The 13445-nt window shown below is 60.4% G+C and carries 15 protein-coding genes; 1 reads left to right on the top strand and 14 read right to left on the bottom strand.

All coding sequences use genetic code 11. The annotated features are described in order from the left end of the window. Positions 1 to 6 precede the first annotated feature (6 nt). Both EQV96_RS20305 and EQV96_RS20300 read right to left on the bottom strand, forming a co-directional pair. A complete protein-coding gene (locus EQV96_RS20305; RefSeq protein WP_095021426.1) occupies positions 7 to 1296 on the bottom strand; it encodes an amidase in 1290 nt (429 codons plus the stop codon). A gap of 29 nt (positions 1297 to 1325) precedes the next feature. Next, positions 1326 to 1739, bottom strand: a complete 414-nt coding sequence (locus EQV96_RS20300) for a VOC family protein (RefSeq protein ID WP_095002082.1) — start codon at positions 1737 to 1739, stop codon at positions 1326 to 1328. A 108-nt stretch (positions 1740 to 1847) separates the two neighbouring features. Between EQV96_RS20300 and EQV96_RS20295 the strand changes: the two genes are divergently transcribed. Further along, positions 1848 to 2723, top strand: coding sequence for a LysR substrate-binding domain-containing protein (locus EQV96_RS20295; RefSeq protein WP_095018897.1), 876 nt, complete (start codon positions 1848 to 1850; stop codon positions 2721 to 2723). A gap of 56 nt (positions 2724 to 2779) precedes the next feature. On the opposite strand, the gene EQV96_RS20290 is transcribed toward EQV96_RS20295, so the two are convergent. From EQV96_RS20290 to fleN, 12 genes are all read right to left on the bottom strand, one after another. After that, positions 2780 to 3172, bottom strand: coding sequence for a DUF2802 domain-containing protein (locus EQV96_RS20290; RefSeq protein WP_095002084.1), 393 nt, complete (start codon positions 3170 to 3172; stop codon positions 2780 to 2782). Continuing rightward, entirely contained in the window at positions 3173 to 3652 is a 480-nt protein-coding gene (locus EQV96_RS20285) for a chemotaxis protein CheW (RefSeq protein WP_016781537.1), read from the bottom strand. An 81-nt stretch (positions 3653 to 3733) separates the two neighbouring features. Further along, complete coding sequence (locus EQV96_RS20280) at positions 3734 to 4480, bottom strand: CheW domain-containing protein (RefSeq protein ID WP_240882299.1); 747 nt, start codon at positions 4478 to 4480, stop codon at positions 3734 to 3736. 84 nt (positions 4481 to 4564) lie between these two features. After that, positions 4565 to 5353: a ParA family protein gene (locus EQV96_RS20275; protein WP_095002086.1), complete on the bottom strand. Its 789-nt coding sequence runs from the start codon at positions 5351 to 5353 to the stop codon at positions 4565 to 4567. A gap of 39 nt (positions 5354 to 5392) precedes the next feature. Continuing rightward, the gene (gene motD / locus EQV96_RS20270) at positions 5393 to 6283 is read right to left on the bottom strand and encodes a flagellar motor protein MotD (RefSeq protein ID WP_095002087.1); all 891 of its coding nucleotides are present in this window, start codon (positions 6281 to 6283) and stop codon (positions 5393 to 5395) included. 2 nt (positions 6284 to 6285) lie between these two features. Further along, positions 6286 to 7026, bottom strand: coding sequence for a flagellar motor protein (locus tag EQV96_RS20265; RefSeq protein ID WP_095002088.1), 741 nt, complete (start codon positions 7024 to 7026; stop codon positions 6286 to 6288). After that, positions 7026 to 8168: a chemotaxis response regulator protein-glutamate methylesterase gene (locus EQV96_RS20260; RefSeq protein ID WP_138738211.1), complete on the bottom strand. Its 1143-nt coding sequence runs from the start codon at positions 8166 to 8168 to the stop codon at positions 7026 to 7028. Before EQV96_RS20260 ends, EQV96_RS20265 begins: the two co-directional genes overlap by 1 nt. A gap of 47 nt (positions 8169 to 8215) precedes the next feature. Continuing rightward, positions 8216 to 10384 carry a chemotaxis protein CheA gene (locus tag EQV96_RS20255; protein WP_240882298.1) on the bottom strand — a complete coding sequence of 723 codons (2169 nt, stop codon included), beginning with the start codon at positions 10382 to 10384 and terminating at the stop codon, positions 8216 to 8218. Between the two features lie 64 nt (positions 10385 to 10448). Continuing rightward, positions 10449 to 11237 (bottom strand): protein phosphatase CheZ, encoded by a 789-nt coding sequence (locus tag EQV96_RS20250; RefSeq protein WP_095018900.1) that lies wholly within the window; start codon positions 11235 to 11237, stop codon positions 10449 to 10451. A gap of 20 nt (positions 11238 to 11257) precedes the next feature. Then, positions 11258 to 11629, bottom strand: a complete 372-nt coding sequence (locus EQV96_RS20245) for a chemotaxis response regulator CheY (protein ID WP_162939305.1) — start codon at positions 11627 to 11629, stop codon at positions 11258 to 11260. Between the two features lie 194 nt (positions 11630 to 11823). Then, complete coding sequence (gene fliA / locus EQV96_RS20240; protein ID WP_016781546.1) at positions 11824 to 12564, bottom strand: RNA polymerase sigma factor FliA; 741 nt, start codon at positions 12562 to 12564, stop codon at positions 11824 to 11826. Then, positions 12564 to 13391 (bottom strand): flagellar synthesis regulator FleN, encoded by an 828-nt coding sequence (gene fleN / locus EQV96_RS20235; RefSeq protein ID WP_016781547.1) that lies wholly within the window; start codon positions 13389 to 13391, stop codon positions 12564 to 12566. The genes fliA and fleN overlap by 1 nt, the downstream gene beginning before the upstream one ends. Positions 13392 to 13445: the final 54 nt, after the last annotated feature.

The raw sequence follows: 13445 nt of genomic DNA, 5'->3' as shown, positions 1-13445 counted from the left end.
CAGCTGCTACAGACCGGGCGTTGAGCGCAGGGCGCTATCCACCTGCTGCGCCGCTTCGAGCAGCCTGCTGTCCTGACGAAATCCGCCAATCAGTTGCAACCCCACTGGCAGCTCCCCCGACGCCCGGGGCATCGGAATATTGAGCTGGGGCAGGCCGAATGCCATCCAGAACTTGCAGAAGTCTGATGGCCCGGTGCTCTGCAACCCCAGTGGCGCAACCATGCCGCAGGTGGCACCCAGCATCGCGTCAAAGGCTTCGAAATGCTCCTTCAACACCGGCGCCAACGCCGCCAGCCGAGCCTTCGCTGCCGTTTCCTGCTGCCAACTGGTGGCCCGCGCCCTATCAATCATGGCCAGCACTTGCGGGCTCAGTTGCTCGGGGTTCGATTGCCACTCCTTGCTCAGTGAACGGGCACCCTCGCAGTCATTGATCAACTGATGATCATCGAAAACACTGGCAAACTCGTCCTCCAGTATCACCTCGGTGACGCTGTGGCCTGCGGTTTTCAATTGTTCCATAGCTGCCAGCAAGGCCTTAGCCACCGGAGGATCGATCTGATCCCAACGCGACGTACGACAAAACCCGAATGAACGGGCGCCATTCTCCCCGTTCGTTTGCGGCAAGCCGGGCACCAGTACCCGGGCGAGCAGCGCCAGGTCGCGAACCGAACGGCCATACCAGCCCAGGGTGTCGAAGCTCGGCGCCAGGGGCTTGACCCCTTCCAGGGAAACCAGCCCATGGGACGGCTTGAAGGCATACAACCCGCAATAGGATGCAGGCTTAAGCAGCGAGCCCGCCGTTTGCGTGCCCAGGGCAAGGGGGAAAAAGCCCGCGGCCATGCCCGCAGCAGAGCCGGCACTGGAGCTGCCCGGCGTCCTCTGCAGGTCATGGGGATTACGCGTCGGCCCCGTGTGCATATAGGCAAATTCAGTGGTATGGGTTTTACCCATGATCACCGCCCCGGCCTGACGCAGCAGCGCAACCACATGGGCATCCCGCGAGGGCCGGTTGTGGGCGTAGATCGGCGAGTAAAATGCTGTCGGATGGTCGCCGGTATCAATGATGTCCTTGACCCCCACCGGCACACCGGCCAATAAACCATTGATCTGCGGGCTGCCCAGGCACTGCGCCTGTTTACGTACGCACTGCGCATCGAGCGCGGCAAACGCCTGGATTGCAGGTTCGCGGGCATTGGTTTGCGCCAGAAAATGCTCAGCCACCTGCCCGGGGCCAAGCAGCGCCTTGCGTACGTGTTCGGCGATCGCGCAGGCATCTGCAGTGTCAAGAAAGCTCATGTGATGTTTAACCTCGGATTATGGCTGTGTTACACGGCATATACCGCTGCCCAATCGGCAAAACCCTTGATCTCAATGGGATTGCCCGAGGGGTCGAGGAAAAACATCGTCGCCTGCTCCCCCGCTGTCCCGGCAAAGCGCAGGGTCGGCTCCAGTACAAACTGCACGTCACGGCTCAGCAGGCGTTCTTTGAGAGCGTGCCAGTCGGGCATGGCCAGTACCACGCCAAAATGTGGCATGGGCACCCGGTGCTCGCCGACTTTCCCGGTATTGCTAACGGAAAACGGCTCGCCCAGATGCAACGACAACTGATGGCCGAAAAAGTCGATATCTACCCAGCTCTCCGTGCTGCGCCCCTCAGCACAGCCCAGCACGTCGCAATAAAAGCGCCGCGCCGAGACCAGGTCGTGAACGTGATAGGCGAAATGAAAAAGCGATTGCACAGTGACCTCCTGAAACCGGAACAGGCCAGATGGCCCTTGCGCCAATGATGCATTGCCGTCTTCAATAGAACTAACCTGTTATTTTATCCGTGAAAGAAAGAAATTCTTATGGATACGCGCTACCTCAAAAGCCTGATCGCCGTGGTGGATTGCGGCTCGATTGCCAGGGCAGCACGCCTGGAAAACCTCACTGCCGCCGCCGTCAGCCAGCGCATTCTGGCCCTTGAGCGCCAGCTCGGGCTGGAGCTTCTGGTGCGCATCGGGCATGAGGCCAAACCCAGCCTGGCCTGCCTGGATTTACTGCCCCGGGCACGTGCCATCGTCAATGAAGTGGCGCTGCTGGCAGGTGATGCCGATAGCCAGGGCCTGACCGGCCCCTTGCGCATCGGCGCCATTTCAACCGTGCTCACGGGGCTTCTGCCACAGGCCTTGCGCGCCTTGACCCGCTCAACCCCGCAACTGAAACCGGTCATAGTGCCCGGCACATCGCGCGCGCTGTATCAGGCGCTGGAGGCCAATGAGCTGGATGCCGCGATAGTGGTCGCACCGCCCTTTGCACTGAGCAAAACCTTCGAGGTGGTAGTGCTGCGCAAGGAGCCTTTGCTGTTTATTTCCAATGAACCCTCCACGCAAGGCATCGACGCCCGCCTGCAACACTGCCCGTACATTCAGTATGACCCCGATGCCTGGGGCGGCCGCCATGCCCTGCAGTATTTGCAGGATCACAGCCTGTCACCCGCTGCCCTGCTCGATCTGGATGCACTGGAAACCATCGCCCTGCTCACGGCACAGGGCCTTGGGGTGAGTCTGGTGCCATGCTGGTCGGGAATTGAGCGCTGGACCGGCAGTTGTGTGCTTGAGCCGGTCGGGGATAAGCGCTATGACCGAGAAATTGTGCTGCTCAGCCTTGCCCAAGGGCCAAGGTTGCGGATGGTAGACGTATTGCAGCGGGCGCTGCTGGAGACTGCAGGCAGTCATCTGTAGCCGCTGAGGAGCGCAGGCTCGCTGCGCTCCTCAGCGGCTACGGTCAGTCACCCAACTCAACCCTTGTACATTTTGCTCATCAGTTCGGCTTCAGCCTGGGTCAGGCCGCATGCCTGGGTCAGCTCATCGACACTGGCACCCATGCTCACCAGCCGCGCCGCCTGGTTGAACGACAGGCTGGTAGGGTCACGCTGCTCAAGCTGAGTCAGCTTCTCGGGCAGCGGCGCAACCACGGCGCGCAATTCGTGCAGGGCTTCGCCCATCTGCACATTGCCGTTCTGGTAGGTATCCAGGCGCCGCGCCAGTTCCCGAAGGCGCCGGTCTCGCTGTTCATCGGCCGCAGCCTGTTGCGCCACAAGCACCCGCTGACGGCGCACGTGGCTGACAAACAGCCACAGGGTCACGGCCCATAACAGGCCCAGGACGATTACCGCCGCCTCAAGGATCAATCAGATGTTCTCCAGATCCGACCATTCTTCCTCGGTCATCATTTTGTCCAGTTCAACCAGAATCAGCAGTTCGCCGTTCTTGTTGCACACACCCTGGATAAACTTGGCCGATTCGTCATTGCCCACGTTAGGCGCCGTTTCGATTTCGGACTGACGCAGATACACCACCTCTGCCACGCTATCGACCAGAATCCCAACCACTTGCTTGTCGGCTTCGATGATGACGATGCGCGAGTTATCGGTGATTTCGGCGTTGTACAGACCAAAACGCTGACGCGTGTCTATGACCGTTACTACGTTGCCGCGCAGGTTGATAATACCCAACACGTAGGAAGGCGCACCCGGTACCGGGGCGATTTCGGTGTAACGCAGCACTTCCTGTACTTGCATCACATTGATGCCATAGGTTTCGTTGTCCAGCTTGAAGGTAACCCATTGCAGGATCGGATCTTCAGAACCCTGTGCCGCTGACTGTTTCATACCCCAAACCCCTGACTGAAATACTGCTCGATTCTGATAACTGGCGATCCACCCTCGCAGGTGAATCGACCACGATTATTGTTATGACTTGCCCTTGGCGATCAATGCCGCCAGCTGCTCCACATCCAGCAATGCGCACATGTGTTCAATCACCGTGCCCGCCAGCCACGGCCGTTGCCCGCGTTGTGAACGCCATTTGATTTCATTGGGGTGCAGGCGCAACGAGCGGCTGACCTGATGCACCGCCAGCCCCCATTCGTAACCCTGTACGGAAATCACGTATTGCAGGCCTTCGCGCAAATCATCGCGATAGCGTTCAGGCATCACCCAGCGCGCGGTATCGAGCACGTTGAGCTTGCCGCTCTGGCTGGGCAGGATCCCCAGAAACCAGTCTGGCTGGCCAAACAGCGGAGTGAGTTCACGCCCGGCCAGTGAGTAGATCGAGCCCAGGCACACCAATGGCACCGCCAGGGTCAACCCCGCCACGTCGAACAGCAGGCACTCGAAAGGTTCGGCAGCCCAGGCCGGGCGACCATCATCGGGAACCGGCAAATGCGCCCCGGGGGCACTGGGCCGATGCACTTCAACCAGCGGATGGGCCAGCGCCTCGGCAGGCACACCGACCTCAGACAGCTCCACCGGCATCGCCAGCGGCGCTTCAATGGGTTGCGCGGCGGCAGGTTCCGCCTCCGGCTGCGCGGGTGCGGGTGCGGGTGCGGGTGCGGGGTCAGCCGCTTCCAGCGCCTGGGTTGCATCAAACAGCAAGTCGTCGAGGTACGACTGCAAGGCCACTTGAGAGCGGTTGGAAAGTGCTACTGGCTGCGTCATAAAGTGCCCCACTCATCAGCCTCGCGACAGAGACCTGTAGACGTTATCGGCCAGACCCGACCGATACTTGAATGCCCGCCCACTTCACGCCACCTGCGGTGCAAGCTGGCGGGTGAGGACGTGCTTGAGCAACGCACGGTAGGCGATCACTCCACGGGTTTTCTCATCGAACTGCGAAGGCGTCTGCCCGGCACGGCTGGCATCGCGCAAACGAGTATCGACCGGGATAAAACCCTGCCACAGGGTCTCGGGGTACACATCGCGCAATACTCGCAAGGTACTCATCGACGCCTGGGTACGACGGTCGAACAACGTCGGCACGATACAGAACGGCAGCTCCTGGGGGCGCGAGCGGTTGATCATGCGCAGGGTATGCACCATGCGTTCCAGGCCCTTGAGCGCCAGATGTTCGGTTTGCACCGGGATGATCAACTGCTGACTGGCCGCCAGCGCGTTGACCATCAACACACCCAGAATCGGCGGGCTGTCGATGATCGCGTAGTCATAGTCCTGCCACAGTTGCGCCAGGCTGCGGGCAATCACAAGGCCCAGGCCGCTTTGCCCCGGAGCCTGACGCTCGAGGGTCGCCAGGGCCGTGGTGGCCGGCAGCAAGGAAATTTTCTCGTGGCTGGTGGGCAACAGCAATTGCGCGGCCAGGCCCTCAGGCACCTGGCCCTGATGCAGAAACAGGTCGTAGACACTGTGTTCCAGACCATCGGGGTCATAACCGAAGTAGCTGGTCATGGAGCCGTGCGGGTCAAGATCGACCACCACCACGCGCTTGCCCGCCTCTGCCAGCAAACCGGCCAGGGCGATGGATGTGGTGGTCTTGCCGACCCCACCTTTTTGATTGGCTACTGCCCAGACTCTCATTCAGTTGTTCCTCCCGGCTGCATGCGTGCCGGCCGAGATTTATAGGGTTGGCGACGGGGAATTGACGGCATTCCCGCGAACCAGTGGCTGTGTCTGTGGCGGTGCAGTTTGTGTGCCAGCCCGCTTCAAGGCGGCATCCGGTGTTGCATGGGCGCTGCCCGTGCCAGTCAGGCTGCGGCGTACCTCAAGGTTGCGCGACACCACCAGCACTACCCGGCGATTGAGCGCGCGCCCCTCTGGCGTAGCGTTGTTGGCCACCGGCTGAAACTCGCCGTAGCCCACCGAGGCCATGCGCCCGGGGCTGACCCCCTGCATGGCGAGCATGCGCACGATGCTTGCCGAGCGCGCCGATGACAATTCCCAGTTGGTCGGGTACTGCGCGGTCCGGATCGGCAGGTCGTCAGTAAACCCTTCGACATGTATCGGGTTTTCAAAGGGTTTGAGTACTGCGGCCACTTTGTCGATGATCTCGAAAGCTGCATTGCTGGGCATCGCATCACCGCTGCCGAACAGCAGGCTGGAGTTGAGTTCGATCTCGACCCACAGCTCATTGCCGCGCACCGTCAATTGTTTGGACGCGATCAAATCACCAAAGGCATGGGTGATGTCATTGGCAATGGTCTTGAGCGGGTCATCGGGGCGCTGCCCCAAACCGGCGTCAGTATTTTCGCTGTCTTTTATCAAGGGTTCGGCAGGCTGGGTGGTCAGCGGGCGCTCTTCTCCGATGGGCACCGGCTTGATGCTGCGCTCGGTGTCATTGAACACACCGACCAGCGCCTGGGAAATCACTCGGTACTTGCCCTCATTGATTGAAGAAATCGAGTACATGACGACGAAAAAGGCAAACAGCAAGGTGATGAAGTCCGCGTAGGACACAAGCCAGCGTTCGTGATTGACGTGTTCATCCGCGTGGCGACGGCGCCGGCTCATAGTTAACCTGTAAAGCCTTGAAGTTTGAGTTCAATGGAGCGCGGGTTCTCGCCCTCGGCAATCGACAGGATGCCTTCGAGCAACATCTCACGGTACAGCGACTGGCGCATGGCAATGGCCTTGAGCTTGCTGGCAATGGGCAGCAACACCAGGTTGGCGCTGGCCACCCCGTAAATGGTCGCGACAAACGCCACCGCAATGCCACTGCCCAGTTGCCCTGGATCGGCCAGGTTGCCCATAACGTGGATCAAGCCCATGACCGCGCCAATAATGCCGATGGTCGGGGCGTAACCGCCCATGCTCTCAAACACCTTGGCGGCCTCGATATCGCGGCTTTCCTGGGTCATGTAGTCGACTTCCAGCACGCTGCGAATGGTTTCCGGCTCTACTCCGTCGACCAGCAATTGCAGGCCCTTGCGCGAATAGCTGTCGGGCTCGGTATCGGCCATGCCCTCCAGGCCGAGCAAGCCTTCCTTGCGGGCCGTAAGGCTCCAGTTGACGACACGGTCGATACCGCCCGTCATGTCGATACGTGGCGGAAACAGAATCCACACCACGGTCTGCATTGCGCGCTTGAACGCACTCATGGGCGACTGCAGCAATGCCGCGCCCACAGTGCCGCCCAGCACGATCAACGCCGCCGGCCCATTGGCCAGAGCGCCCAGATGGCCACCCTCCAGGTAGTTGCCGCCGATAATCGCGACAAACGCCATGATGATGCCAATCAGGCTGAGCACATCCATCAGTGGCAAGCCTCGGCCAGATGCCGGCCAATGTCATCGAGGCTGTACACCGCATCGGCCAGGCCGGCTTTGATGATGGCCATGGGCATGCCGTAAATCACGCAACTGGCTTCGTCCTGGGCCCATACCTGGCTGCCGCCCTGTTTGAGCATGCGCGCGCCTTCGCGGCCGTCCGCGCCCATGCCGGTCAATACCACCGCCAAAACTTTGTCACCAAAGGATTTGGCCGCCGAGCCGAAGGTGATATCCACGCACGGTTTGTAGTTGAGGCGCTCATCGCCCGGCAGGATGCGTACGGCTCCACGGCCGTCGATCATCATTTGCTTGCCGCCAGGTGCCAGCAAGGCCAGACCGGGGCGCAGGATATCGCCGTCCTCGGCTTCCTTGACACTGATGCGGCAAAGCTTGTCCAGCCGCTCGGCAAACGCTTTGGTGAACGCGGCCGGCATATGCTGCACAAGCACGATCGGCGCCGGGAAATTGCCCGGCAACTGCGTCAGTACCCGTTGCAAGGCCACCGGCCCACCGGTTGAGGTGCCGATAGCCACCAGTTTGTAAGCCTTGCGCTTGGGTGCGGCAGCCGCCGGGGTTGGCACAGGGCCACCACGGCTGGCAATCGGTGTGGTGCGCACAGGCGCGGCCACCGCGGCCGGGGCCACGAAACCGCCCAGCCCGGGCCGGGGCGCAGGGGTCGGGGTCGGGGCCGCCGCCGGTACAGGTGCGCTGTAGCTGGACATGCGCCTGTTGCTGCGCGAGATGCTGTGTACTTTTTCACACAGCATCTGTTTGACCTTCTCGGGGTTACGCGAGATGTCTTCAAAGTTTTTCGGCAGAAAATCCACCGCCCCGGCGTCCAGCGCATCGAGGGTCACGCGGGCACCCTCGTGGGTCAGTGAGGAGAACATCAACACCGGGGTCGGACAGCGCTGCATGATATGGCGCACGGCAGTGATGCCATCCATCATCGGCATCTCGTAATCCATGGTGATCACGTCCGGCTTGAGCGCCAGCGCCTGATCAATCGCTTCCTTGCCGTTGGTGGCGGTGCCGATCACTTGAATCGTCGGGTCAGCCGACAGAATTTCCGAGACACGACGGCGGAAAAAACCGGAATCATCCACCACCAGGACCTTGACTACCATAAACACTCCGTTAGGCGGTACGGGGCAGGAGCCCCGAGGCACCAGAATCAAATACGCCGTGATGCGTAATGCTTGAGCATGCTCGGAACATCCAGAATCAAGGCAATACGACCATCACCGGTGATGGTGGCACCCGACATGCCTGGCGTGCCCTGGAGCATCTTGCCCAAAGGCTTGATCACCACTTCTTCCTGGCCGACCAGTTGATCGACCACAAAACCGATGCGCTGGGTGCCGATCGAGAGAATCACCACATGCCCTTCGCGCTGCTCTTCGTGTGCAGCAGATGCCACCAGCCAGCGCTTGAGGTAGAACAGCGGCAGTGCCTTGTCGCGCACGATCACCACTTCCTGACCGTCGACCACATTGGTGCGCGACAGGTCGAGGTGGAAGATTTCGTTGACGTTGACCAGCGGGAAAGCAAACGCCTGATTACCCAGCATCACCATCAGGGTCGGCATAATGGCCAGGGTCAGGGGCACCTTGATGACGATTTTTGAACCACGGCCCAGGGCCGACTCGATACTCAGCGAACCATTGAGCTGGGCAATCTTGGTTTTCACCACGTCCATGCCCACGCCACGCCCGGACACATCGCTGATTTCGGTCTTGGTCGAAAAGCCCGGGGCAAAGATCAGGTTGTAGCAGTCGTTTTCGCTCAGGCGATCGGCCGCATCCTTGTCCATCAAGCCTTTTTTCACCGCCAGGGAACGCAGGAAATTGGCGTCCATGCCTTTGCCATCGTCAGAGATCGACAGCAGGATATGGTCGCCCTCCTGCTCGGCGGACAGGATCACCCGACCACAGCTCGGCTTGCCGGCAGCGGCGCGTTCTTCCGGGGTTTCGCAGCCGTGGTCGACGGCGTTGCGCACCAGGTGGACCAGCGGGTCGGCCAGGGCCTCGACGAGGTTTTTGTCCAGGTCGGTCTCTTCGCCCACCAGCTCCAGGCTGATTTCTTTTTTCAGCTGCCGTGCCAGGTCCCGTACCAGGCGCGGGAAGCGGCCGAAAACTTTCTTGATCGGCTGCATCCGCGTTTTCATCACCGCGGTTTGCAGGTCGGCGGTGACCACGTCGAGGTTGGACAGTGCCTTGGCCATCTCCTCGTCATGACTGTTCAGGCCCAGGCGCACCAGACGGTTACGCACCAGCACCAGTTCGCCGACCATATTCATGATGTCATCGAGCCGCGCGGTATCGACGCGCACGGTGGTTTCAGCCTCGCTGGCCACCGGTTTTTCTGCAGGCGCAGCCGCGCCACGGGCCGGGCCCGGTCGTGCCGCCGCTACCGGCTTGGCCGGGGCAACTGCAGCCACCACGGCTGCCGAGTCGGCGCTGAATTTGCCTTTGCCGTGCATCTGGTCGAGCAGGGCTTCAAATTCGTGATCGCTGATCAGGTCTGGGTCGCCCGCAGGCACCACGGCAGTGACCGCAGGCTCGGCAGGTGCCGCGGTCGCGGTGTCCAGCCCATCGGTATTGAACGAACCCTTGCCATGCAATTGATCAAGCAGGGCTTCGAATTCATCGTCGGTGATTTCATTGCTGACTTCGGCGGCCACGGCGGGCGCTTCGTCGGCCACAGTGGCCACCGCCGCTTCCATCGAAAACTGGCCCTTGCCGTGCAATTGGTCGAGCAGCAATTCAAACTCGGCGTCGCTTATTTCGTCGCTGGTCGTGCTTTGTGTTGTGGCCACCGCTTCAGGCTCGGCCGCGGCCGCCTTGACCGCATCGAGGGAATCGAGCAACTGCTCGAACTCGCTGTCGGTGATATCGGTCACCGGGGCTTCAACCACCGGTTCAGGCACTGCAACAACCGCTGTTTGCACAGCAGCAGGCTCGGCCAGGCGCGCCAGGGCCGCCAGCAACTCGGGAGTCGCGGCAGTGATCGGGCTGCGCTCGCGCACTTCGCTGAACATGCCATTGACCGCATCCAGGGCCTCAAGCACCACATCCATCAGCTCCGCGTCAACGCTGCGCTCACCCTTGCGCAGGATGTCGAAGACGTTTTCGGCGATGTGACAGCACTCCACCAACTCATGGAGCTGCAGGAAGCCGGCGCCCCCTTTTACAGTGTGAAAACCGCGAAAAATGGCATTGAGCAGATCCGCATCATCCGGTCGGCTTTCCAGCTCGACCAGTTGTTCGGACAACAACTCCAGAATTTCGCCGGCTTCAACCAGGAAATCCTGAAGGATTTCTTCATCGGCGCCGAAGCTCATGTAGGTGCTCCTTGAAATAGGCTCTTCGACGCCGGGCAACAGCGCCCGCACGCCTCTTCAAGTCCTAAAAACCCAGACTGGACAACAAATCGTCAACATCATCCTGACCGGATACGACGTCATTACGTGTATCGGCATGAATCTGCGGACCTTCACCCTTGGCCTGGTTTTTTTGCAAATTATTTTCAGCGCGCAATGCATCGCGGTCGTGCTCGATCCCGGCAAAGCGATCGACCTGGCTGGCCATCAACACCAGCTTGAGCAAATTGCTCTCCACGTCCGTGACCAGTTGCGTCACCCGCTTGATCACCTGACCGGTCAGGTCCTGGAAATCCTGAGCCAGCAAAATATCAGTCAGATTGGCGGACACGATGGTGTTTTGCGTTTCGCTGAGCGTCAAAAAACTGTCAATCCGACGCGCCAGCTCGCGAAACTCTTCGGCACCGATTTCGCGGCGCATAAAACGCCCCCAATCCGCGCTCAGCTCCTTGGCTTCCTGACCCAGGCCATTGACCAGTGGCGTGCTGTTTTCCACCAGGTCCATGGTCCGGTTGGCCGCCGCTTCCGTGAGTTTCACAACATAAGCCAAACGTTCGGTGGCATCCGTGATCTGCGACACCTCTTCGGCTTGCGGCATGCCTGGATCAATATGGAAATTGACAATGGCGCTGTGCAGTTCGCGGGTCAGCTTGCCGACTTCACGATACAGCCCGCGGTCACGGGTCTGGTTGAGCTCGTGAATCAACTGCACGGCATCGCCAAACTGGCCTCGTTCAAGGCTTTCGACCAATTCGTGGGCATGTTTTTTCAGAGTCGATTCAAAATCGGCCTGTGTGCAATCTTTATGCTCCATAGTGCCCCCAAGGCAACCGCTCAACCGATGCGTTCAAAGATCTTTTCGATTTTGTCTTTGAGTGCGATAGCGGTGAACGGCTTGACTACATATCCATTAACACCGGCCTGGGCCGCTTCGATAATCTGCTCGCGCTTGGCCTCGGCGGTCACCATCAGCACCGGCAAGTGCTTGAGTTTTTCGTCGGCACGCACATGGCGCAGCAACTCGATGCCGGTCATGCCCGGCATGTTCCAGTCCGTCACCAGAAAGTCGATGTGCCCCAGGTTGAGGATCGGTAACGCGGTGGTGCCGTCGTCCGCCTCGACCGTGTTGGTGAACCCCAGGTCACGCAACAGGTTTTTAATGATCCGCCGCATCGTTGAAAAGTCATCAACGATGAGGATTTTCATGTTCTTGTCCAATTCGACCTCCAAGCAGTCTTTAACGCACCCATGTGCAGGGCACGCCATTCAATCAATTCGTTTTCAAACACGCCTAATCGACTGTGGGAGCGGGCTTGCCCGCGATGGGGTCGACGCGGCCTGTCTGATTCACCGTGTCGATCCCATCGCGGGCAAGCCCGCTCCCACAGGTATCAAGGGCCCTAGTGCGCGCGCCACTGCCCCAGGCGAGCCCGCAAGCGTGCCGCGCACTGGCTGTGCAGCTGGCTGACCCGGGACTCGCTGACCCCCAGCACTTCGCCGATTTCCTTGAGGTTCAGTTCTTCGTCGTAGTACAGCGCCAGCACCAACCGTTCACGCTCGGGCAAATGGGCGATCGCATCGGCCAGCGCGGCCTGAAAGCGTTCATCTTCAAGGTCGCGCGACGGCTCCGTGTGGGCACTCGCGCCATCTTCATGCAACCCTTCGTGTTCGCCGTCCTGCAACAGATCGTCGAAACTGAACAGGCGGCTGCCCAGGGTGTCATTCAAGATGGCGTAATAATCATCAAGGCTTAACTGGAGTTCGGCCGCAACTTCATGATCTTTAGCGTCACAACCGGTTTTTGCTTCAATTACCCGAATGGCGTCACTGACCATGCGGGTATTGCGGTGTACCGAACGCGGTGCCCAGTCGCCCTTGCGCACTTCATCGAGCATCGCGCCACGGATACGGATGCCGGCATAGGTCTCGAAACTCGCGCCCTTGCTGGCGTCGTATTTGCCCGAAACTTCGAGCAGGCCGATCATCCCGGCCTGGATCAGGTCATCCACCTGCACGCTGGCCGGCAAACGCGCCAGCAGGTGGTAGGCAATGCGCTTGACCAGGGGCGCGTAGCGCTCGATCAGCTCGTACTGGCTGTCACGGGATGACTTGCTGTACATGCGATAACCGCTGGCCGTCATTAAAAGCGCCCCCCTGCCTGCTGCACCAGGCGTTCGACAAAGAACTCAAGATGCCCCCTCGGGTTGGCTGGCAACGGCCAGGTGTCAACTTTTTGCGCGATGGCCTTGAACGCCAGCGAGCACTTGGAGCGCGGAAACGCTTCGTAGACGGCGCGCTGTTTTTGCACAGCCTTGCGCACGCATTCGTCGTAAGGCACGGCGCCCACATATTGCAGGGCCACATCGAGGAAACGGTCGGTAACCTTGGTCAGCTTGGCGAACAGATTGCGCCCTTCCTGCGGGCTTTGCGCCATATTGGCCAGCACGCGGAAGCGGTTCATGCCGTAATCGCGGTTGAGCAACTTGATCAACGCATAGGCGTCGGTGATCGAGGTCGGCTCGTCGCACACCACCAGCAGCACTTCCTGGGCTGCGCGGACAAAGCTGACCACCGACTCGCCAATCCCGGCGGCGGTGTCGATCACCAGCACATCGAGGTTGTCGCCCAGGTCGCTGAAGGCCTGGATCAGACCGGCATGCTGCGCCGGGCTCAGGTGCACCATGCTCTGGGTACCCGAGGCCGCCGGCACGATGCGGATCCCGCCGGGCCCCTGGAGCAATACGTCGCGCAGCTCGCAACGCCCCTCGACCACATCGGCCAGGGTGAATTTTGGGGTCAAGCCCAGCAAAACATCGACGTTCGCCAGCCCAAGGTCCGCGTCCATCAACAGAACGCGCCTGCCCAGCTCGGCCAATGCGATGGACAAGTTGACTGACACGTTAGTTTTACCGACGCCACCCTTGCCGCCGGTCACTGCGATCACCTGTACGGGATGCATGCTGCCCATGATCTTTCTTTACCTTGTCTTACTTAGACGCGGCTACATGCGTTGGCTGCTCGT

The organism is Pseudomonas sp. TMW22080, from assembly GCF_022496745.1.
Classification (GTDB): Bacteria; Pseudomonadota; Gammaproteobacteria; order Pseudomonadales; family Pseudomonadaceae; genus Aquipseudomonas; species Aquipseudomonas bubulae.
The sequence above is the reverse complement of the archived record's forward strand: the minus strand, read 5'-3'. Positions and strand labels throughout refer to the sequence as shown.

Bases quoted from the DNA above. Each gene is read 5' to 3' on its own strand.
- EQV96_RS20280 (WP_240882299.1), bottom strand. From the start codon at position 4,480: ATGACGCAGCCAGTAGCACTTTCCAACCGCTCTCAAGTGGCCTTGCAG.
- EQV96_RS20245 (WP_162939305.1), bottom strand. From the start codon at position 11,629: ATGAAAATCCTCATCGTTGATGACTTTTCAACGATGCGGCGGATCATT.
- EQV96_RS20260 (WP_138738211.1), bottom strand. From the start codon at position 8,168: ATGGTAGTCAAGGTCCTGGTGGTGGATGATTCCGGTTTTTTCCGCCGT.
- motD (WP_095002087.1), bottom strand. From the start codon at position 6,283: ATGAGCCGGCGCCGTCGCCACGCGGATGAACACGTCAATCACGAACGC.
- EQV96_RS20250 (WP_095018900.1), bottom strand. From the start codon at position 11,237: ATGGAGCATAAAGATTGCACACAGGCCGATTTTGAATCGACTCTGAAA.
- EQV96_RS20265 (WP_095002088.1), bottom strand. From the start codon at position 7,026: ATGGATGTGCTCAGCCTGATTGGCATCATCATGGCGTTTGTCGCGATT.
- fliA (WP_016781546.1), bottom strand. From the start codon at position 12,564: ATGACGGCCAGCGGTTATCGCATGTACAGCAAGTCATCCCGTGACAGC.
- EQV96_RS20275 (WP_095002086.1), bottom strand. From the start codon at position 5,353: ATGAGAGTCTGGGCAGTAGCCAATCAAAAAGGTGGGGTCGGCAAGACC.
- fleN (WP_016781547.1), bottom strand. From the start codon at position 13,391: ATGGGCAGCATGCATCCCGTACAGGTGATCGCAGTGACCGGCGGCAAG.
- EQV96_RS20285 (WP_016781537.1), bottom strand. From the start codon at position 3,652: ATGAAACAGTCAGCGGCACAGGGTTCTGAAGATCCGATCCTGCAATGG.
- EQV96_RS20295 (WP_095018897.1), top strand. From the start codon at position 1,848: ATGGATACGCGCTACCTCAAAAGCCTGATCGCCGTGGTGGATTGCGGC.
- EQV96_RS20255 (WP_240882298.1), bottom strand. From the start codon at position 10,384: ATGAGCTTCGGCGCCGATGAAGAAATCCTTCAGGATTTCCTGGTTGAA.
- EQV96_RS20305 (WP_095021426.1), bottom strand. From the start codon at position 1,296: ATGAGCTTTCTTGACACTGCAGATGCCTGCGCGATCGCCGAACACGTA.